This window comes from Microbacterium sp. LjRoot45 (assembly GCF_964253325.1).
Classification (GTDB): Bacteria; Actinomycetota; Actinomycetes; order Actinomycetales; family Microbacteriaceae; genus Microbacterium.
Map to the genome: position 1 here is coordinate 2,802,397 of NZ_CAXUQM020000001.1, position 19,901 is coordinate 2,822,297.

16 protein-coding genes are annotated in these 19,901 nt (G+C 69.6%); 5 read left to right on the forward strand and 11 right to left on the reverse strand.

The window, feature by feature from the left end; translation table 11 throughout:
* Positions 1-32: 32 nt before the first annotated feature.
* The 4 genes from ACSQ18_RS13305 to ACSQ18_RS13320 form a co-directional block, all read right to left on the reverse strand.
* Positions 33-881, reverse strand: coding sequence for an ATP-binding cassette domain-containing protein (locus ACSQ18_RS13305; protein WP_436037900.1), 849 nt, complete (start codon positions 879-881; stop codon positions 33-35).
* Positions 878-2,758 (reverse strand): dipeptide/oligopeptide/nickel ABC transporter permease/ATP-binding protein, encoded by a 1,881-nt coding sequence (locus tag ACSQ18_RS13310; protein WP_436037901.1) that lies wholly within the window; start codon positions 2,756-2,758, stop codon positions 878-880. Before ACSQ18_RS13310 ends, ACSQ18_RS13305 begins: the two co-directional genes overlap by 4 nt.
* On the reverse strand, positions 2,755-3,696 hold the full coding sequence (locus tag ACSQ18_RS13315) for an ABC transporter permease (RefSeq protein ID WP_436037902.1): 942 nt from the start codon (positions 3,694-3,696) through the stop codon (positions 2,755-2,757). The genes ACSQ18_RS13310 and ACSQ18_RS13315 overlap by 4 nt, the downstream gene beginning before the upstream one ends.
* 62 nt (positions 3,697-3,758) lie before the next feature.
* Positions 3,759-5,297 (reverse strand): ABC transporter substrate-binding protein, encoded by a 1,539-nt coding sequence (locus tag ACSQ18_RS13320; protein WP_436037903.1) that lies wholly within the window; start codon positions 5,295-5,297, stop codon positions 3,759-3,761.
* Between the two features lie 188 nt (positions 5,298-5,485).
* Between ACSQ18_RS13320 and ACSQ18_RS13325 the strand changes: the two genes are divergently transcribed.
* Positions 5,486-6,133, forward strand: coding sequence for a TetR/AcrR family transcriptional regulator (locus ACSQ18_RS13325; protein WP_436037905.1), 648 nt, complete (start codon positions 5,486-5,488; stop codon positions 6,131-6,133).
* Complete coding sequence (locus ACSQ18_RS13330; RefSeq protein ID WP_436037907.1) at positions 6,130-8,541, forward strand: glycoside hydrolase family 2 TIM barrel-domain containing protein; 2,412 nt, start codon at positions 6,130-6,132, stop codon at positions 8,539-8,541. Before ACSQ18_RS13325 ends, ACSQ18_RS13330 begins: the two co-directional genes overlap by 4 nt.
* Before the next feature lie 15 nt (positions 8,542-8,556).
* Here the strand turns inward: ACSQ18_RS13330 and corA are convergent, their stop codons facing one another.
* Genes corA through ACSQ18_RS13345 form a run of 3 tightly spaced genes read right to left on the reverse strand, consistent with a single transcriptional unit; the run spans position 8,557 to position 11,273 of the window.
* Positions 8,557-9,555: a magnesium/cobalt transporter CorA gene (gene corA / locus ACSQ18_RS13335; protein WP_436037908.1), complete on the reverse strand. Its 999-nt coding sequence runs from the start codon at positions 9,553-9,555 to the stop codon at positions 8,557-8,559.
* Between the two features lie 30 nt (positions 9,556-9,585).
* On the reverse strand, positions 9,586-9,801 hold the full coding sequence (locus tag ACSQ18_RS13340; protein ID WP_436037909.1) for a putative acetyltransferase: 216 nt from the start codon (positions 9,799-9,801) through the stop codon (positions 9,586-9,588).
* Positions 9,795-11,273, reverse strand: a complete 1,479-nt coding sequence (locus ACSQ18_RS13345) for an SDR family NAD(P)-dependent oxidoreductase (protein ID WP_436037910.1) — start codon at positions 11,271-11,273, stop codon at positions 9,795-9,797. The genes ACSQ18_RS13340 and ACSQ18_RS13345 overlap by 7 nt, the downstream gene beginning before the upstream one ends.
* Before the next feature lie 47 nt (positions 11,274-11,320).
* Here ACSQ18_RS13345 and ACSQ18_RS13350 point away from each other — a divergent pair, with 47 nt between their 5' ends.
* A complete protein-coding gene (locus tag ACSQ18_RS13350; RefSeq protein ID WP_436037911.1) occupies positions 11,321-11,734 on the forward strand; it encodes an NUDIX hydrolase in 414 nt (137 codons plus the stop codon).
* An 18-nt stretch (positions 11,735-11,752) separates the two neighbouring features.
* On the opposite strand, the gene ACSQ18_RS13355 is transcribed toward ACSQ18_RS13350, so the two are convergent.
* The 4 genes from ACSQ18_RS13355 to ACSQ18_RS13370 all read right to left on the reverse strand — a co-directional run bounded on the left by ACSQ18_RS13355 (position 11,753) and on the right by ACSQ18_RS13370 (position 17,547).
* Positions 11,753-13,270 carry an alanine/glycine:cation symporter family protein gene (locus ACSQ18_RS13355; RefSeq protein WP_436037912.1) on the reverse strand — a complete coding sequence of 506 codons (1,518 nt, stop codon included), beginning with the start codon at positions 13,268-13,270 and terminating at the stop codon, positions 11,753-11,755.
* Positions 13,271-13,367: 97 nt separating this feature from the next.
* Positions 13,368-13,826, reverse strand: coding sequence for a hypothetical protein (locus tag ACSQ18_RS13360; protein ID WP_436037913.1), 459 nt, complete (start codon positions 13,824-13,826; stop codon positions 13,368-13,370).
* A gap of 86 nt (positions 13,827-13,912) precedes the next feature.
* Positions 13,913-15,982 carry a hypothetical protein gene (locus ACSQ18_RS13365; RefSeq protein ID WP_436037914.1) on the reverse strand — a complete coding sequence of 690 codons (2,070 nt, stop codon included), beginning with the start codon at positions 15,980-15,982 and terminating at the stop codon, positions 13,913-13,915.
* Positions 15,983-16,323: 341 nt separating this feature from the next.
* A complete protein-coding gene (locus tag ACSQ18_RS13370; RefSeq protein ID WP_436037915.1) occupies positions 16,324-17,547 on the reverse strand; it encodes an NAD(P)/FAD-dependent oxidoreductase in 1,224 nt (407 codons plus the stop codon).
* Between the two features lie 163 nt (positions 17,548-17,710).
* Here ACSQ18_RS13370 and ACSQ18_RS13375 point away from each other — a divergent pair, with 163 nt between their 5' ends.
* Positions 17,711-17,881: a CsbD family protein gene (locus ACSQ18_RS13375; RefSeq protein WP_144806355.1), complete on the forward strand. Its 171-nt coding sequence runs from the start codon at positions 17,711-17,713 to the stop codon at positions 17,879-17,881.
* Between the two features lie 185 nt (positions 17,882-18,066).
* Positions 18,067-19,800, forward strand: coding sequence for a sensor histidine kinase (locus ACSQ18_RS13380; RefSeq protein WP_436037916.1), 1,734 nt, complete (start codon positions 18,067-18,069; stop codon positions 19,798-19,800).
* Positions 19,801-19,901 lie beyond the last annotated feature (101 nt).

Consider the following 19,901-nt stretch of genomic DNA (forward strand, 5'->3'; position numbering starts at 1 on the left):
CGGCGCACGGTCGTCCGCGCGCCGGCATCCGGTCAGGAGATCGACTGCCCGGCCGCCGAAGCCAGGAAGGCGCGGCGGGCTTCACGGCGCTGCTCCTGCTTGTCGGGGTCGGGCACGGGCGCGGCCATGAACAGCCGCTGTGTGTAGGGGTGCTGAGGATCGGACGTGACGCGGTCGCCGTCGCCGTATTCGACGATCTCACCCCGGTACATCACGGCCACGCGATGGCTGACGTGCCGCACGACGGCGAGGTCGTGCGTCACGAAGAGGTACGCGACGCCGGTGCGCTCCTGGATCTCGATGAACAGGTCGAGCACGCGCGCCTGCGTGGACAGGTCGAGCGCCGACACCGGCTCGTCGCACACGATGAGCCGCGGCTCGAGAGCGAGGGCGCGGGCGATCGCGACACGCTGCCGCTGACCGCCCGAGAACTCGCGCGGCAACCGGTTGCGCGCATCGGTGGGGAGGCCCACCTGGTCGAGCAGATCGCGCACGCGGGAGCGGGCGGCGGCCTTCGCGACCCCGGCCGCCGTGAGCGGCTCGGTGAGGATCTCCTCGATCGTCATCGACGGGTTCAGCGACGAGTACGGGTCTTGGAACACGACCTGGATCTCGGAGCTGAGCGCCCGTCTCTGCCGGCGATCGAGGTGGGAGATGTCCTTGCCGTCGTAGACGATGGACCCCTCCGTGACCGGCGCGAGCCCGAGAGCGGCGCGGCCCAGCGTGGTCTTGCCCGACCCCGACTCGCCGACCAGCCCCACGGTCTCACCCGGGAGGATGTCGAGCGAGACGCCCTTCAGCGCCCGGAACGGCTCCGCACGGAAGCCCTTCCCCGGGTACTCGACGACGAGGTCGGTGACCTCCAGCAGCGGAGCGCTCATGCTCCCGCTCCCTTCGTTGCCAGCGGCGGGCGGGCGGGACCCTCGTCGAGGATCGCGTCCAGCAGCGCCTGCGTGTACGGGTGACGTGCGCGGCCGAAGATGGCGCGCACCGGGCCCTGCTCGACGAACCGGCCGTTCTGCATGACCGTCACCCGGTCGCACAGGTCGGCGACCACGCCGAAGTTGTGGGTGACGAGGAGCATCGCCATCCCGCGCTCGGCCTGCAGGTCGCGGAGGAGGTCGAGCACCTCCGCCTGCACCGTCACGTCGAGGGCCGTGGTCGGCTCGTCCGCGATGATCAGGTCGGGATCGGTGGAGACGGCGCCGGCGATCAGCACCCGCTGGGCCATACCGCCGGACACCTCGAACGGGTAGGCGTCGAAGGTGCGCTTCGGCTGCGGGATGCCGACCCGCGCGAGCAGGTCGAGCGAGCGCTGCGTGGCATCCTTCTTCGACAGTCCGAGGTTCTTGCGCAGCGGCTCGACGAGCTGGCTGCCGATCGTGAACGACGGGTCGAGGTTGCTCATCGGCTCCTGCGGGATGTAGCCGATGCGCTTGCCCCGGATGCCGTGGTACACCCGGTCGGAGGCGTCGGCGAGCTCGGTGCCCTCGTAGCGGATCGATCCTGCGGTGACGTGGCCGCCGCGCGGCAGGAGCCCCAGCACGCCGAAGGCGGTCTGGGTCTTGCCCGAACCGGACTCCCCGATGAGGCCGTGCACCTCGCCGCGGCGGATGTCGAGCGAGACGCCGTGGACGACCTCGATGTGCGACCCGTCGGGCTGGTCGTAGCCGACGTGCAGGTCACGGATCTCGAGCACCGTGTCGTGCGTCTTGCGACGCTCGTCCTCGGGATGCGTCAGCACCTCCGTGCCTTCGATGACGGGGAGCTCGTCGGGGTCTTCGAGGGCGTCGCCGCCGCTCGTCGACAGCGACGTGGTGACCGCGGCGATCGATCCGGTCGCCGTCGTGACGGCGCGGCGGCGCTTGCGGCGCACGGATACCGTCCGCTCGAGCTCGTCGCGCATGACGTTGGCCAACAGGGTCAGCGCGATACACGTCAGGCCGATCGCCAGCGACGGCCAGATCATGAGGACGGGCTGCTTGTAGATGTTCTTGAAGCCGTCGGTGAGCATGGAGCCCCACGTGGGCACGTTGACGTCGCCGAGGCCGAGGAACTCCAGACCCGACTGGATCGCCAGCGCGATGCCGGAGATGATCGCCGCCTGGATGATGATGGGCGCCCGCACGACCGCCAGCACGTGACGGCCGATGATCCGGGTGTCGCTGAGTCCCGACACGCGCGCGGCGTCGACGTAGAGCTCGCCGCGCACCGCGGTGACGGCGGCGTAGACGAGCCGATAGAAGGCGGGCGCCAACAGGATGCCGAAGATGAGCATCGAGATCCACACCGACGGGCCGAGGACGGCGCGGGCGGCGAGGAGCACCACGATGCCCGGCAGCGCCATGTTGAGTTCGGTGACCCATGTGGCGACCGTGTTGAACCAGCCCTGGTAGTAGCCGGCGATGAGGCCGCTCACCACGCCGAGGGCGATGGCGACGACGACGGCGATGAGAGCCGCGGCGATGCTCGTCTGCGTCGCCGACAGGAGCCGCGAGAACACGTCGCGGCCGCTGCCGTCGGTGCCGAGGAGGTGCGTCCCGCTCGGCGGAGCCAGGATGGCGCGGATGTCGGCGTAGTTCGGGTCCTGCGGGGCGACCCACGGGCCGATGATCGCGATCACCGCGACGAGCACGAGGAAGATCGCCGAGACGACGCCGAGGGGGCGCTTCATGAGGCGGCGCCACAGGTGGACGCGCACGGGGGCGACGGCGACCGACGGGGCCGACGGGACGGGAGGGACGTCGATGGCGGTCATGACAGTCTCACCTTCGGGTTCAGGGCGGCCTGCGCGAGGTCGATGAGGAGGTTCACGATGACGACGATGATCGCGAAGGCGATCACGAGGCCCATCACGACGGGGATGTCGCCGAGCGTCGTGGAACGCACGCTCAGCTGGCCCATGCCGGGGATCGCGAAGATCTGCTCGACGACGACGGCGCCGCCGAGGAGACCCACGAACTGCACCGCCAGGACGGCGAGCGCCGGGCCGCCGGCATTGCGGAGGACGTGCTTGTAGATGACCGATCCGTCGCCCAGGCCGCGCGAGCGGAGGGTGCGGACGTAGTCGCGGGAGGTGGCGTCGATGACCGAACCGCGCACCTGCGCGGCCACGGTGGCGATCGCGCCGACGGACAGGGCGACGATCGGTAGCGTGACGGAGGACAGCCAGCCGCTCACCGACGTGCCGATGGGCACGTACCCCGTCGCCTTGAACCACCCGAGGTTGATCGCGAAGACCAGGACGAGGAAGAGGGCGATGAGGAAGCCGGGGATCGCGAACCCGATGAGCGACAGGAACTGCACCGTCCCGTCGACCGCGCCGCCGCGACGCGCCGCGAGGACGCCGAGGATGACCGAGAGGATCGCGGAGATGAGGGTCGCGCCGATGACGAGCGAGAGCGTCACCGCGAGACGGTTGGTCACGCTCACCGTGACCAGCTCGCCGGTGAACCAGCTGCGGCCCAGGTTGCCGGTGAGGGCCGACGTGACCCAGTCGCCGTACTGCGCGAGGAGCGGGCGGTTGAGACCGAGTTCCTCGGTCTTCTTCGCGACCGTCTCGGCGGTCGCGTTCTCTCCGAGGATGCGGCGGGCGATGTCGCCGCCGCCCATGTAGAGGAGGACGAACGCGAGGAACGAGATCACCGCGACCAGCACGACGCCCGACAGCAGGCGCCGGAGGATGAATGTCAGCATGATGCCTTCCCAAAGAGGCCGTCGGGCCGGACGCGGGGGGACGTCCGGCCCGACGGATCGGGTCAGTTCTTCGGCGAGAAGTCGAAGATCGACGGGTAGGCGTTGGTGGGCCAGAAGGTGAGCTCCGTGTTGGCATCCACCGCGAACGAACCCTGCACGCGGAAGAACGGGGCGAACCAGGCCTGGTCCACGATGTAGGCGTTGAGCTCCTTGAGGGCGGTCGCGGCCTCCTCCTCGGTGCCGAACTGCACGGTCTCGATGTAGCCGTCGACCGTGTCGTCCTGGTACTTGAAGGGGTTGAACGTCGCCGACGGACTGATCATGAAGTTGATGAGCTGCCAGTCGGGGTTCTGCTCCAGCGCCATCCACGTCGCCGGGTACTTCGGGGCGAGCATGTCGGTGATGAAGTTGCCCGCGCCCGGGTCGGTGTACTCGACGGTGATGCCGATGTCGGCCAGCTGCTGCGCCACGAGGTCGAACGTCGTCTGGAACGCGGGGGTCGACATCATGCTCAGCGTGAAGCCGTTCGGGTATCCCGCTTCCGCCAGGAGGGCCTTGGCGGCATCCGGGTCGTACGCGTAGGCGCTGTCGAGGGCGGCGTCGTAGGCGACGGAGGTCTCCGGGAACACCTGCTCGGTCACGGTGCCGTAGCCGCTCTGGAGCGACTGGAGCAGGGCTTCGCGATCGAACGCCATGTTGATCGCCTGACGCACCTTGACGTCGGCGAGCTCGGGCGCCATCGTGCCGGCGCGGTCGAGGAGCAGCAGGCCCTGGAAGTCGAGCTCGTTCGACTCGATCGTCCACCCCGCGCCTTCGACCTCGGCGATCGTGTTGTTGTCGGCGATCTTGGCACCGTTGGCCTCGCCCGCCTTGATCGCGTTGACGATGGCGGTGGTGTCCTCCATCACGTTGATCGTGAGGTTGTCGTACTTGACGACGTCGGGGTTCCAGTAGTCGGGGTTGGCCGTGTAGTTGTACGTCGTGCCCGTCACGCTCGACGCGCTGTCGAGGATGTAGGGACCGGAGCCGACCGGCGTGGTCGCCGAGTCGGCGTCGTCGAAGCTCGACGGCGCCTGCACGAGGCCCGGTGCGATCGAGAGCAGGTTGACCAGCGACGGGTCGGGAGCGTCCTGCGTGATCGTGACGGTCGTCGCGTCGACGGCGGCGAACTCCTTGCCGGCGAGCGTGGCCGCCTGCGGGGAGGTTCCGTCGCGGAAGCGCTCGAGCGAGCCGACGACGGCGTCGGCGTCGAGGGCCGATCCGTCGGTGAAGGTGACGTCGTCGCGGAGCGTGAGGGTGAGGACGGTGTTGTCTTCGTTGTACGACCACTCGGTCGCGAGCCACGGCTGGATCTCACCGGAGGCGTCCTTCGACAGCAGCGTGTCGAACACCGCCTGGAAGAACTCGCTGCGGTTTCCCCACTCGGCGCCCTGACCGATGTCGTAGCTGGTCGGTGCGGCGATCGAGATGAGGGTGAGGCGGTCAGCCCGTCCCCCGTCATCGCCGGTGTTGTCCGTCTCGCCGTTGCCGCCCGCGCATCCTGTCAGCGCGAGAGCCGCGATGACCGCGACGGCTGCTGTGGCCTTCCATCGGAACATCATTGGTCCCCTTCTCAGGTGGCGATACCCCTGCGGATCGCCCTGGCCGAGGACGCTAGCACCAAAAACGAACGAGGACTAGGTTTTCACAACAAAAATCTAGTAATCGCTAGGTTTTCGTTATCGGACAGTGCAGACTGTCCCCCGATGGCCGCCGACGAGGGCGGTCGTGGAGAATGACGGTGATGACGATGACGGACACCATCGCTGCCGCGGGGTCACGACGCCGGGGCAGCTACGCGAAGACCGAGGCGACCCGCAAGGCGATCCTCGATGCTGCGCTGGAGGTGTTCTCCGGCTCCGGCTACCGCGCCGGATCGCTGCGGGAGATCGCCGCCCTCGTCGGCATGAGCGAGGCGGGCCTGCTCCACCACTTCCGCAACAAGAGCGCGCTGCTGGAGGCGGTGCTCGAAGAGCGCGACGAGCGCGCCCGGGCCCTCGTGCCCATCGAGTCGAACGACGGCGCGGCCGTGCTCCGCGGTCTCGTCGACCTCGCCGCCTACAACGCGTCCATCCCCGGCGTCGTCGAGCTGTACGCCACCCTGTCGGCCGAGGCCACGGCATCCGACCATCCCGCGCACGCCTACTTCGTGCGGCGCTACGAGTACACGCGCGGCAACATCGAGCGCGCCATGACCGACCTGCAGGGGAAGGGCCGCCTGCGCCACGGGATGACCCCCCGCCGCGCGGCCATCACGATCATCTCGATGATGGACGGACTGCAGGTGCAGTGGCTGCTCGACCGCTCGGTGCTCGACATGGCCGACGAGCTGCGCGTTCTGTTCGCGACGTTCGCCGACATCGACTGGGACGTCGACGAGGCGGAGGCCGCGGAGTGACCCGCACGCCGCTCCTGAAGGGGTGGACCGTCGGTCCCAAGCTCGGCCCCTTCGAGTCGCCCGACGACCACGGCGGTGCCGTCCCCGTGACCCTGCCCCACGACGCCCTCCGCGACCTCCCCCGTTCCGCCGCGGAGCCGGAGGGCGTGCACTCGGGCTACACGCCCGGTGGCGCGTTCGTCTACACGCACGAGCTCGACGTGCCCGAGGAGTGGCGGGGCCGCAGCGTCTCGATCGAGTTCGAGGGCGTGTACCGGGATGCCGTTGTGCACCTCAACGGCGAGTTCGTCACGCATCAGGCCGCCGGCTACGCGGGCTTCGTCGCCGAGCTCGACCCGTTCCTGCGCTTCGGCGAGGTGAACCGCCTCACCGTCGAGGCGCGCGCACACCGCGACTCGCGCTGGTACAGCGGGGCCGGCATCTACCGGCCGGTGCACCTGGTCGTGACCGATCCGGTCCGCATCGCCCGCGACGGGGTCGCCGTCACCACACCCGACATCGACGACGAGCGCGCCGTGGTGGCGATCGCGACGACCGTCGACAACGCCCACCGCCACACCCGCACGGCACGGCTGACGTGGGCGATCCTCGACCCCGACGGCGTCGACGTCGCGCACGGCGCGTCGCCCGTCACGGTGCTGCCCGGAGCGGCCGCCGTCGCGCGTGCCCGGCTGGTGGTGCCCGCGCCGCGCCGCTGGAGCACCGATCGCCCCGACCTGTACACGGTGCGCAGCGTCCTCACCGATGAGGACGGTCGCGCACTCGACGCGCACGAGGTGGCCATCGGCATCCGCACGCTCCAGCTCGACCCCGTTCACGGGCTCCGCATCAACGGCGAGAGCGTGAAGCTCCGCGGCGCGTGCGTGCACCACGACAACGGCGTGCTGGGCGCGGCGACGCACCCGGATGCCGAGGACCGCCGCGTGCGGCTGCTGAAGGCCGCGGGGTTCAACGCGCTGCGCAGCGCCCACAATCCGATGAGCACCGCGATGCTCGACGCGTGCGATCGCCACGGCGTGCTCGTCATGGACGAGCTGGCCGACGCATGGACGCGCGCGAAGGCGCCGCACGATGCGACCGTCACGTTCCCGGAGCGGTGGGAGGCCGAGGTCGAGGCGCTCGTCGCGAAGGACCGCAACCACCCCAGTGTCGTGCTGTACTCGATCGGCAACGAGATCCTCGAGCTCGGCACGCCGATCGGGTCGACGTGGAGCCGCCGGCTCGCCGAGCGGGTGCGCGACCTCGACCCCAGGCGGTTCGTGACGAACGGCATCAACGGCATCATCGCGAACCTCGACCGCATCGCCCAGGCCCGCGAAGAGGTCGAGGACGCCAACACGATGATGGCGAACATGGGCGAGCAGATGGGTCTCATGAACGCGTCACCGCTCGTGAGCGCCTCGATCGAGGAGTCGGCCGCCGTGCTCGACGTCGTCGGCTTCAACTACGCCGACTCGCGCTACCGACAGGATGCCGTCGACCACCCGAACCGGATCATCGTCGGCTCCGAGACCTTCCCCGAGCGCATCGACGTCATGTGGGAACTCGTCACCGAGCTCCCCCACGTGATCGGCGACTTCACGTGGACCGGCTGGGACTACCTCGGCGAGGCCGGCATCGGACGCGTCGATTACACCGACGAACCGGGCTACGCGCCCACGGGAACCGCCGGCCCGTACCCGTACCGGCTGGCCGCCTGCGGCGACCTGGACATCACGGGACACCGCCGCACGATCTCGTTCTATCGCGAGATCGTCTTCGGCCTCCGCAGCGATCCGTACCTCGCCGTGCACCGGCCGCAGCATCACGGCCGACCGACGGCGACCACGCCCTGGTCGTGGACCGACACGGTGTCGTCGTGGACGTGGGATGCCGCCCCCGGCGCACCCGTCACGGTCGACGTGTACGCCGACGCCGACGAGGTGTCGCTCGTCGTCGACGGCGAGGCGGTGGCGACGCAGCCGGTCGGCGCCGAGAAGGCGTACGTCGCCCGGTTCGAGACCGTGTACCGCCCGGGCGAGATCGTCGCGATCGCCCGTCGGGACGGCGTCGAGATCGGCCGTCACAGCCTGCGCACGGCGACGGCCGCGCGCCTGGACGTGCGAGCGGAGGAGACGGAGGTCGCCCCCGGCGGGCTCGCCTTCGTGTCCATCGCCCTCGCCGACGACGCCGGCACCGTCGCGGTCGACCGCGACGTGCCGGTCACGGTGGAGGTCTCCGGGCCGGGCGTGCTCCTGGGTCTCGGATCGGGTCAGCCGCGCACCGAGGAGTCGTTCGGCGCCTCCACGTACACGACGTACGACGGACGGCTGCTCGCCGTCGTCCGCGTCGACGGCTCCGGCACCGTGCGGGTGACGGCATCCGCCGAGGATTTCTCCCCCGTCGAGGTCATCGTCCGGGGGAAGTGACGGCCCTGGCGGGCGCTACAGCCACTTCTTCGCTTTGAAGGTGGCCCACAGCGCCACCGACGTGGCGGCCATCGCGAGCAGGGCGAGCGGATACCCCCACGTCCAGTCCAGCTCGGGCATGTGGGTGAAGTTCATGCCGTAGATCGTCCCGACGAGCGTCGGGCCGAACAGGATCGCCGCCCAGCCCGAGATCTTCTTGACCTGCTCGTTCTGCACGAGCGCGGTCTCGGTCTGGCGCTGCGTCACAAGAGTCGCGTTGAGCGTGAGCGCGTTGTCGAGGATGGAGCGCAGCGCCGTCAGCTTTTCGGTGATGCGCAACGTGTGGTCCCAGACGTCCCGGAGGGCGCGTTGCACTTCGATGTCGACGCCGTACTTGTCCGCTCCGCGCAGCAGCGACTCGAGCATCTCGCGGAGCGGGTCGGCGGCCCGCTGGAAATGGATGATCTCGCGGGAGAGGTCGTAGATCCGCCGGGACAGTTGCGGGGAACCGGCGTCGAAGAGCGCGTCCTCGATCTCGTCGACGTCGTTCTGCAGCCCCTCCGTCACGGGGAGGTACTCGTCGACGACCTCGTCGAGGATGGCGTACATGATCGCCTCGGGTCCGGCGCGCAGCAGGTCGGGCTGCCCCTCCATGCGGGCGCGCACATGGGCGAGGTCGGGAACCTCCGCGTGGCGGATCGTCACGACGAAGTCGGGTCCGACGAACAGGTGCAGCTCGCCGAACTCCACCGTCTCGGCCGACTCGATGTACCGCGCCGGGCGGAGTACCGCGAAGAGCACGTCGCCGTAGCGCTCGAGCTTCGCCCGCTGGTGGCCCGACAGTGCATCCTCCACCGCGAGCGGGTGCAGCGAGAACTCCGCGGCGACCGCGTGGATCTCCTCCTCCGTCGGGCGGAGCAGGCCGATCCAGGCGACGCCCTTGTTGTCCCGCATGTGCTCGAAGGTCTGCTCGAGGCTCTCCGGATTACGGATCCGGCGGCCTTCGACGTATACGGCGTTGTCGACGATGGGCATTGCTTCAGTGTGCACCCCGGAGGGCGGATCTCAGCGCACCGTGCGGGGACGGGGCGCAGGGGGCGGAGGAACCTCCTTGGCCGCGACGATATCGGCCACCGCGATCGTCTCGACGCCGCGCTTGCCGTCGACGACGACGGTCTCGGCATCCACGCTGAGCAGCTCCCCCAGCGCATCCGTCGCCTGGCCCGTCGGCAGGAGGTAGCGGACGACCACGCGGCGTCCGGGAGGCGGGAGCCTCACCATGCGCCGGGCGCGTAGTCCTTCAGGAAGACCCCGAAGAGATCTTCCCCCGCCTCGCCGCGCACGATCGGGTCGTAGACGCGGGCGGCGCCGTCGACGAGGTCGAGCGGAGCGTGGAATCCCTCCTCCGCGAGCCGCACCTTCGTCGGATGAGGTCGTTCGTCGGTGATCCAGCCGGTGTCCACGCTCGTCATGAGGATGCCGTCGGTCTCGAACATCTCGCGGGCGCTCGTGCGCGTGAGCATGTTGACGGCGGCCTTCGCCATGTTCGTGTGGGGGTGGCCGGGACCCTTGTAGCCGCGCCCGAAGACACCTTCCATCGCGCTGACGTTGACGACGTAGGTGCGTCGCGCGGGGCTCGCCGCGAGCGAGGGACGCAACCGCGAGACGAGCAGGAACGGCGCCGTCGTGTTCGCCAGCTGCACCTCCAGCATCTCGAGCGGGTCGACGTCTCCCACCCGCTGCGTCCACGAGTTCACGGCGTCGACGTCGGGGATGAGGCCGCCCGCGTCGATGGCTGTGCCCGCCGCGAGCCGGTCGAGCGAGCTCGAGCCCGCCGCCATCGCCTGCTCGGTCAGCTCGTCGGCGCGGGAGGCGGCCGCCGCGAGGATCGGGTGCGCGCTGACCGACCGCTCGAGAGCCTGCGGGTGCTGGTCGTTCGTGTGCCCGAAGGTGACGAGCTCGGGCAGCCGGCCGCCCGGCAGCGGCGCCAGTTCAGCGTCGACGAGCGGCTGGTACGCGCCGGGCGAACGTCGCACGGTCTGCGTCGCGTTGTTGATGAGGATGTCGAGATGACCGGCCGCGGCCACCTCGTCGGCGAGGCCGATCACCTGCGCCGGGTCGCGGAGATCGATGCCGACGATCTTGAGACGATCGATCCAGTCGTTCGCGTCGGGCAGGCTGCGGAAGCGGCGGACGGCATCCCGAGGGAAGCGGGTCGTGATCGTCGTGTGGGCACCGTCGCGCAGCAGGCGCAGCGCGATGTACATGCCGATCTTCGCGCGTCCTCCCGTGAGCAGCGCCCGCCGGCCGGTGAGGTCGGTGCGCGCGTCGCGCTTGGCGTGGCTCATCGCCGCGCACGAGGGGCACAGCTGGTGGTAGAACGCGTCGACCACCGTGTACGGCTGCTTGCAGATGTAGCAGCCCCGCGCCTTGAGGAGGGTGCCCGCGATGGGAGCGGTCGTCGCCGAGGTGATCGGGATGCCGCGCGTCTCGTCGTCGATGCGGTCGGGCGCGCCCGTGGCGGTGGCCGCCACGACGGCCCGATCGGCGTCGGCGATCGCGTCGCGTATCTCGCGCCGACGTTCCTTCTTCGCGGCCTTGAACAGGTGCGAAGTGGCCTGGCGGAGCGTGATGAAGTCGGGATGCCGCTGGTCGATCGACGCGACCTCGCGGAGCACCTTGAGGGCGATCTCGAGCTCGGCGGGGTCGATGCCCGACGCGGGCACAGGAGGGTCGGGAAGTTCAGCGGGCACATGCGATTCTACGTCGCGCGCGGGCGGCGACCTGTTACGGTTCCGCGGTGACCTCCTCCGCCGACACCACCCCCACGCGACGCATCCACGTCTCCGCGGCCGTGATCCACGACGAGGCCGGGCGGCTCCTGCTCGTCCGCAAGACGGGCACGACCGCGTTCATGCAGCCGGGCGGCAAGCCCGAGTCCGGCGAGACGGGCGCCGAGACGCTGCGGCGAGAGCTCGAGGAGGAGCTCGGCATCCGGGTCGACCCTCCCGCCCTGCGCAGTCTCGGCGTCTTCACCGCGGCGGCCGCGAACGAACCCGGCTTCCTCGTCGTCGCCGACGTGTTCACGGTCGACATCGGCGAACAGGAGCCGGAGCCCCGCGCCGAGATCGAGGAGCTGCGGTGGATCGGACGCGCCGACGCCGACACGCTCGAGATCGCACCGCTGGCCCGCGAGAACTTCCTGCCGGCCTGACGGACGAGCCCGCCGAGGTCAGCGCTCGGAGCCGGCGGCGCCGTCGTGCAGGTGGTCGCGGTGCTTGCGCGCCTGCCGCTTCTGGACGGCGAGGTCGATCGGACCGGTGACGGTGAGCTCGTCTTCCCACACCTCGATCCCCCGCACGCCGGGGAGTCGGTCACGGGTGAAGACGGGATCCCTGCCTTCGCGGCGCTGAGCCGTGTAATCCTTCAGCAGCTTGAAGGCGATGCCGGACAGCAGCGCGATCGCCACGAGGTTGACGAGCGCCATGAACCCCATCGCCCCGTCGGCGAAGTTCCAGACGACGTCCGCGGACACGACGGCGCCGACGAACACCGCCGCGATCGCGACGACGCGGTACGCCAGGCGCACGCCCTCGTTGGTGGTGATGAACTCGATGTTCGACTCGCCGTAGTAGTAGTTGCCGAGGATCGAGCTGAATGCCAGCAGGAAGATGATCACGATGAGGAGCACGTTCGCCCATTCGCCCAAGGCCCCGACGATCGCGCCCTGGGTGAGACTGATACCGCGCTGGGCGCCGGCGAGGTCGGGCACGGAGACCAGCACGATGAACGCGGTGATCGAGCACACGAGGAACGTGTCGAAGTAGACCCCCAGCGTCTGCACGAGGCCCTGCTTGACGGGGTGGGTGACGGCCGCACTGGCACCGGCGTTGGGCGCCGAACCCAGGCCGGCCTCGTTGGAGAACATGCCGCGCTTCACACCCGTGAGGATGATGTACCCGAGCGTCGCGCCGACGACCTCGTTGGGACCGAAGGCCTGCGTGAAGATCAGCGCGAACACCTCCGGCAGCCGGTCGATGTGGATCGCGACGATCACGAGGCCCAGCAGCAGGTAGAGCAGCGCCATGAGGGGCACGAGGGTCTGGGTGACCGAGGCGATCCGGCGCACCCCGCCGAAGACGACGAGCGCCATCAGGAGGGCGAGCACGGCACCCGTCACCCAGGGCAGCCAGCCCAGCGCTTCTTCGCCGAGACTGCCGGCGACCGTTGCCTGGATCGTGTTGGCCTGGAGCGAGCTGAAGGCCAAGGGGAAGCAGATGATCAGGATGACGGCGAACAGCACGCCCATCCACCGCGCCCCGAGCCCGCGCTGCATGTAGTAGGCCGGGCCGCCGCGGAACCCGTCGCGGTCGCGGGTCTTGTAGAGCTGAGCGAGCGAGGACTCGATGAACGACGATGCGCCACCGATGAAGGCCATCAGCCACATCCAGAACACGGCGCCCGGGCCGCCGACGGCGATCGCGGTGCCGACGCCCGCGATGTTCCCCACGCCCACGCGGGAGGCCGCCGAGATCGTGAAGGCTTGGAAGGCCGACACCGACTGCGGCTCACCGGAGGCGTCTCGCGGGGTCTTGTCCGTCAGCGTCCGGAACATCTCGGGGATCAGCCGGAACTGCACGACACCCGATCGAGCCGTGAAGTAGATCCCGAGCCCGATCACCACCGGGAGGACGATCCACGTCCACAGATTGTCGCCCCACGTCAACAGCCACTCGTTCACCGCATCCATCCGCCCAGTCTGGCGAAGACCGCCGCCCGTTGGAAAGTGCGAGTCGGTGCTGCGGAGCGCGAGGAGAACCCGTGACCGTGGTCATGGGAGGGCCCGCTTACTCCAGGATGTCGCAGTGCTTCACATCGCCGAGCAGGCCGAAGTCATCCTGGTTTGCCCACACCCACTCGTCGGTCTTCAGCCGCCAGGCACTGGTCCCCCTCCACACCGACCACTCGCTCTCGCTGATGAGCTCGACGAAGACGGTTTCCCATTCCGCAGTGGGCGTCGCACCCAAGTGGACGACCTGACCCGTCGACAGGGAGGGCGGCCACTCCGGCGCCGATCCCTCTGGCACAGCGACAGGGTCACCGGCGCTGTCCGAGTATTCGATGCTCGTCTCGGCGACCTCTTCGATCGTCTCGCACGTCACCATGTCCAGGGTTCCGTCCGCGTTGAGGCGCAGGGCCGTCCGAGGCTGGTAGGAACACGCCGTGACCGACGCTGCCAGCAGGAGGGCGGCCATCAGGGCGACGAGCCTGAGAGGGCGCCGGAGCCGGGATCGCGCGGAGGGCATACGGTCAGGCTAGGGAAGCAGCGCGCGGCAAGCGGTAACGATAGAGCGTCGAAAATCCGGAGGACGAGCGGAGGACTCCGGAGAGCTCAGCGCCGGATGACGTCCGTGTAGCTGCTGCTCACCACGACCGTCGCGTAACCCTTCTTGCGCGCCGTCACGATGACTCGGATGCGCCGGCCGTCCATTCCGCTCTCGATCCGCCGGACCGTCGACTTGGCACCGAAGACGATCCCGCCACGGCTGTCACGCCACTGGTACGTGTACGTCGTGCCGGGCGAGGTGTTCCCGAGACGAGCGGTGAGGAGGGCCCCTACTCTCGGCGTGCCGGAGATGCTCACTCTGGGCAGCCTCGGCACGCGCAGCGTCGCGGACGACGTGCTCGACTTCTTGGCATATCCCGTCGCGCTCGCCGTCACCTTCACCGTGAGGGTCTTCCCCAGTTGCGCATCCCTGATGCGGTAGGTGCGGTCAGTCGCCCCGGGGATCGACCGCCCGGACGCATACCACTGGTAGGCGTACCGGGTTCCCGTCACCCCTGTCTTGGCGACCGCCGACACCGTGCCCCCTTGACGCACGTCGCCGGTGATCTTCGGGCGGGTGAGAGGCAGGATGCCGGCGGCCACGCGGGTCTTGGCTGACGTGCGGCTCGCGTCGGCGTAGTTCACCTTGTAGCCGGACACCTCGACGCTGAGGGTCTTCCCATACGCCGACGCGGGAAGTCGGATGCTCCTGCCCAGGTATACATCGCCGTACTTGTCGCGGTACACCTTGCCGTCCACGAACCAGCGGTAGGTGAGCGTCGCACCCTTGGTCCAAGTGCCCGGTTCCGCCTCGACGACGCCGTTCACCCGAATCGCGCCGGTGATCTTGGGCTGCGATGTCGCGAGGGTGTAGAAGGCGACATCGATGGATCGCGACAGCTGCTCCGAGTAGTGTCCGGGCTCATGGGCGCCGATGTCGAGCCGGACGTTTCTCCCCACGGCCCAGGAACCCAGCGACAGGGTGCGGGACTGTCCCCTGAGAATCCCGTCGTCGGAAAACCATTCGTACGTGAAGGTCGTCTGCGGGGTCCAGCCTTCTGTCTGCGCCGTCAACGTCGATCCGACCTTCGGCTCACCCGCGATGGTGATACCGCCGATCGGCTGCGTCGCCAGCCTGATCGGCGTTACGAGCTCGGCCGTCACAGACTTCGACGTGTACCCGCGCCGAGTGCCCGTCACGGTCACGTGGATCGTCGACCCCAACGCCGACTCGGGGACGACGAACGAGGACCCCGTGTCGGGGTAGTAGATGGGGAAGCGTGCGCCCGCCCTCCACGAGTACGTGAATATCGTGCCCGGCGTCCATCCCGGGGTCGAGACGCTGAGCGTCGAGCCCACGACCGGGTCTCCATCGATGAGCGGCAGCGCGGTCGTCAGCGGCCCCGCCTCGACCCACTGCTTCTCGGACCTCCGTTGTGCCGTCGCATGATCCGGATGCACGGCGGTGACCTCGACGCTGAGATACCGCTCGAACTGGTCGGTCGTGGGACGGAAGTCGCGATCGGTCGCGCCGGGGATCGCGATGTCGTCGGCGTACCACTGGAAGCGGAAGTCCGAGTCCTCCAGCCAGCCGAAGACCGTGGCGGAGAGGAGTCTGCCGACCTGCGGTCCGTAACCGCCGCCGACGGGGTACATGCCCGGTCCCGGCGAGGGGGCCGACGGCTTGACCGCGACGTCCAACCCTGTCCGGACCTCGCCGTCTGCCACGACGAAGCCGTCGGCGGACGACAGCGTCGGACGGTCACCCCACCAGACGAGCGCACGCTCGGGGGTGTAGGCCACCACGGCCAGGGTGTACTCCCCGGCGGGCACGTCGGTCATCGCCCACGCGCCCGACTCATCGACCGAGGCGACGAGGGATGTCGGCTCCCAGGTCCCCGCCGTCCGCTCGTACAGCGTGACCTTCGCGGCCCCGACGCCACCGCCGTCGACGGCCACCACCGAACCGGCCAGCGTCGCGGCGACGGCATCCGCGGAGCTTTGGGACACGAGGTCGTCGCCATCACCGGTCGCACCCGAGGCCACGGCGGGCGCTGCCCCGACACCGACGACGGCGAGCGTCCACACCAGGACGGCGGCCCAGAGCGGATGCAACACCCGTCCTCTCGACCCCATCCCCAGACACCCTTCACGGTCGTGACGACGCGGCTGGCCACATCCAGCACTCCGGCGACCCCAGCGACCGCTTGCGCTCACACTATCCGAAGGCCGCGATGGACGGGTACCCCTCCACGGGGGCTTCGGCAACCCAGGCCGATCAGACCAAGGCCAACCTGAAGCAGGCCGGCGAGAACGTCAAGGACGCGTTCAAGTAAGCGTCCGCAACCGAATGCGCGCCCGCCTCCTCATGGCCGGGGCGCATCTGTAGCCACTCGTTCACCGCATCCATCCGCCCAGTCTGGCGAAGACCGCCGCCCGAGGAAAGTGCGAGTCGGTGGTGCAGAGCGCGACGCCTGTCAGGCCCGGCCCTGCAGGATCAGGTGCCAGTAGATGTGCGGGAAGACGTGCCGGTCGATGATCCAGGCGAGACGCGACTCTCGATACGACCGGCGCCAGAAGGGGATCGACGGCGCGAGGCGGCCGTGGTCGTCGAACTCCGCGAACACGGCGCTCGTGCGCGAAACGGTGAACGGACACACGCCGTAGCCGTCGTACTCGGCATGCGGCGCCCGCCCCTCGAGCACGGCGAGGAGGTTCGCCGCGAGCACGGCCGTCTGCTTCCGCAGGGCACCCCCGGACTTCGAGTTCGTCGTCGCTGCCGCGTCGCCGAGCGCCCAGACGGTGTCGTACCGACGATGCCGCAGCGTGCGCGGGTCGACATCGACGAAGCCCTCGGCATCCGGTCCGGACAATCCGCTCTCGGCGAGGAACGGCGGTGCGGATTGGGGTGGCTCCGCCATGAGCACGTCGTAGGTGACGCTGTGCGCGCGCGGAGCGGCCGTCGCCGTCCGCGTCGTGAAGACGACGGTGCGCCGCTCGGCGTCGATCTCCTCGACGCGGGCGCCCGTGTGCACTTCGATGCCGTACTCGGCGACCTTCCGCTCCAGCTCGGCGTCGATCTCGGGGATGCCGAAGATCGTCGCGTCGGGCACCAGCAGCACCACGCGGATGCCGGCCAGCACCCCCGACCGCTTCCAGTACGCGCACGCCTGGTACATCGGCTTCTGCCCGGCGCCCGCGCAGGACGCCGGGCCCGGCGGCTGGATGAACACGACGGTGCCGCCGCGGACGTCGCGGAGCAGCGGCGACGCCTTTGCGGCGAGGTCGAGGAGGTAGTTCGAGGCTCCGGCGGGCGAGAGCATCGCCGCGGCGAGACCGGGAACGGCATCCCAGTCCTGACGGATGCCGGCAGCCACCACGAGGTGGTCGTACCCGAGCGAGGCACCACTGCCGAGTTCCAGGCGGCGTCGCTCCGGGTCGACGTGCGCCACGGCATCCTGCACCCACCGCACGCCGCGCGGAGTCACATCGGCCTGACGCCGTACCGTCTCGCTCGCGCGCGCCGTCCCGCCGGCGACGTGGGAGAGGAGCGGCTTGTAGCAGTGCTCCGCCTGCGGCTCGATCACGACGACATCGGTGACGCCGCGCCGCCGCAGGCGCCCGGCGATCGACAGTCCGCCGTTGCCTCCGCCGATGACGGCGACGCGCGCGTGAGAAGGGGCCCCGGTGTGGTCGTCCATGAGGGGAGGCTACGACGACAACGGCTCGCCGCCACTCGCCTTGACAGGACGGGTGCGTACCTCTACCTCACCGCGCGTGCGGTGGCAAGGCCCCTCCTCGTCCGGCTCCGCGTGCCTACAGTGAAGCCAGGTTCGGGAAGTACCTGATCGAAAGGAGAACCTCATGGGACTCGGCGACAAGATCAAGAACACTGCGGAAGACCTCGTGGGCAAGGGCAAGGAAGCGGTCGGTAAGCACACCGACAACGAGAGCCTCGAAGCCGAAGGTCAGGCCGATCAGACCAAGGCCAACCTGAAGCAGGCCGGCGAGAACGTCAAGGACGCGTTCAAGTAACCCGTCCGCATCCGGATGCGCCCCCGCCTCCTCATGGGCGGGGGCGCATCTGTATTAACGGGGGCGCATCTGCACCTCGGGCGCTGCCGCGTCGTCCCACCGGCCGAGTCACGTCGGACGTATGCTCAGGATGCCGGGAACGCGCAACGATGCACCGCGACGTCGCGGTGAGGGGAGGTTCCATCGTGCGGCGGTCTCACGATCGACTGAGCAGCGCGATCCGCGCCCTCCTCGTGCTCACGATCGTCGCGAACGTGGTCTTCTTCGCCGGGCTGATGCTCCCGGGGGATCCGGCACCGGAGATCATCGACATCGCGATCCCCATCCTGGCGCAGTGGGCACCGGTCGGCGTCTTCTGGCTGGTCGCCGTGCGCACGCGGTTCGCGCGTCCGGAGGTCGTCCTCGCGGCGGCGGGAGTGACCTGCAATGCCGCGGCAGACACGTTCTACACGCTCGCGATGGACTCGTCGGGCGAGCTGCCCTCGCCGTCGCCGGCCGACATCGGCTACCTCCTCTACTACCCCCTCATCCTCGCCGCCCTCCTCGTCCTCGTCGTCCGCCAATCGCAGGGGTCGCTGAGGCCCGCCCTGTTCGACGGCGCTGTGGCATCCCTGGGCGCCGCCGCGGTACTCGCCGTCATCCTCGGACCGGTGTTCACGGATGCCGCGAGCGGCACGAGCGTGCTCGGCAACGCGATCGCCGGCCTCGATCCGCTCTTCGACCTCATCCTCATCACCGCCGTCGTCGCGATCTCCGCCTCTCCCGCGCTGCGGATCGGGACGCGGTGGCCGTTCCTCGTCGCCGGGTTCCTCCTCTTCACGGGCGCCGACATCGCCTATGCGCTCCTGACGCGCGCCGACGCCTACGCGGCGGGCACTCCCCTCGACGCGCTGTGGACGATGGGGGTCGCGTGCCTCGCTATCTGGGTCGACGGGGTCACGCGGCTCCCCGCCGACGCGCGGACGCCGGAGCCCGAGGCGCGCGTGCTCCCGGTGCCCGCGCTCGCCGTCCTGGCGGGCCTGGCCGTGCTCCTCATCGCCACCCAGACGCCCGTCTCCCCCGTCGCCCTGATTCTCGCCGCCGCCACCGTGGTGCTCGCGGCCGTCTCGGTCCTGTCGCGCCACGCGGCGGCGTCCCGCATGCTCCGCAGCCGGGAGCGGCTGGTCACCGAGCTGCAGGCGTTGGACAGGGCCAAGAGCGACATGATCCACACGATGAGCCACGAGATGCGCACGCCGCTCACGTCGATCCTCGGCTACCTCGACCTCGTGCTGGACGACGACCTCTCCGCCGAGACGCAGGCCCGCCTCCACGTGGTGGAGCGCCACGCGCGACGGCTGCAGGATCTCGCCGCCAACATGCTCATGCTCACCCGTCTCGACGCGGGCGAGGACCATGCCGTCTCCACCCCGGTGGGGGTCGAACGGATGCTGCGCCGTGTCGAGGCTTCGGCGCGCCCCCTCGCGCAGTCGCGACAGGTGGAGCTTCGTGTCAGCGCCGACGGCGCGCACACGGTGTCGGGAGACGAGGGCGAGCTCGAGCTCGCGCTGGCGCACGTCGTGGACAACGCCGTGAAGTTCACCCCCGCCCACGGCAGCGTCGACGTCGACGTGCGCACGACCGCCGGTTCCGACGGCACGCCGCACGCGACGGTCACCGTCACCGACACCGGGATGGGGATCTCTCCGGACGATCTCCCCCGCGTGTTCGACCGCTTCTTCCGTGGCTCCCACGCGCAGCAGCACGCGGTACAGGGCAGCGGACTCGGGCTCGCCATCGCGCGCGAGATCGTCCGCAGCCACGGCGGCGAGGTCACGATCTCGTCGGAGCTCGGGCGGGGCACGGTGCTGCGAGTCGACCTGCCGCTGCAGCCGTCGCCGGCCCTCAGCTCGTCTCCCCGGCTGGTGCCGGAGCGCTAACGCGCGGGCAACGCCAGCGCGCGGGCGAAGAGGTACACGATCATCGGTAGAAGGCCGAAAGCCCGGGAGACCGGGGCACTTCTGATTGCTCGCGTTCGCAC

Coding starts and splice junctions, on each gene's coding strand:
- ACSQ18_RS13325 (WP_436037905.1), top strand. CDS start 5,486: ATGACGGACACCATCGCTGCCGCGGGGTCACGACGCCGGGGCAGCTAC.
- ACSQ18_RS13360 (WP_436037913.1), bottom strand. CDS start 13,826: ATGCCCTCCGCGCGATCCCGGCTCCGGCGCCCTCTCAGGCTCGTCGCC.
- ACSQ18_RS13305 (WP_436037900.1), bottom strand. CDS start 881: ATGAGCGCTCCGCTGCTGGAGGTCACCGACCTCGTCGTCGAGTACCCG.
- ACSQ18_RS13370 (WP_436037915.1), bottom strand. CDS start 17,547: ATGGACGACCACACCGGGGCCCCTTCTCACGCGCGCGTCGCCGTCATC.
- ACSQ18_RS13310 (WP_436037901.1), bottom strand. CDS start 2,758: ATGACCGCCATCGACGTCCCTCCCGTCCCGTCGGCCCCGTCGGTCGCC.
- ACSQ18_RS13375 (WP_144806355.1), top strand. CDS start 17,711: ATGGGACTCGGCGACAAGATCAAGAACACTGCGGAAGACCTCGTGGGC.
- ACSQ18_RS13315 (WP_436037902.1), bottom strand. CDS start 3,696: ATGCTGACATTCATCCTCCGGCGCCTGCTGTCGGGCGTCGTGCTGGTC.
- ACSQ18_RS13355 (WP_436037912.1), bottom strand. CDS start 13,270: ATGGATGCGGTGAACGAGTGGCTGTTGACGTGGGGCGACAATCTGTGG.
- ACSQ18_RS13320 (WP_436037903.1), bottom strand. CDS start 5,297: ATGATGTTCCGATGGAAGGCCACAGCAGCCGTCGCGGTCATCGCGGCT.
- corA (WP_436037908.1), bottom strand. CDS start 9,555: ATGCCCATCGTCGACAACGCCGTATACGTCGAAGGCCGCCGGATCCGT.
- ACSQ18_RS13340 (WP_436037909.1), bottom strand. CDS start 9,801: ATGGTGAGGCTCCCGCCTCCCGGACGCCGCGTGGTCGTCCGCTACCTC.
- ACSQ18_RS13365 (WP_436037914.1), bottom strand. CDS start 15,982: ATGGGGTCGAGAGGACGGGTGTTGCATCCGCTCTGGGCCGCCGTCCTG.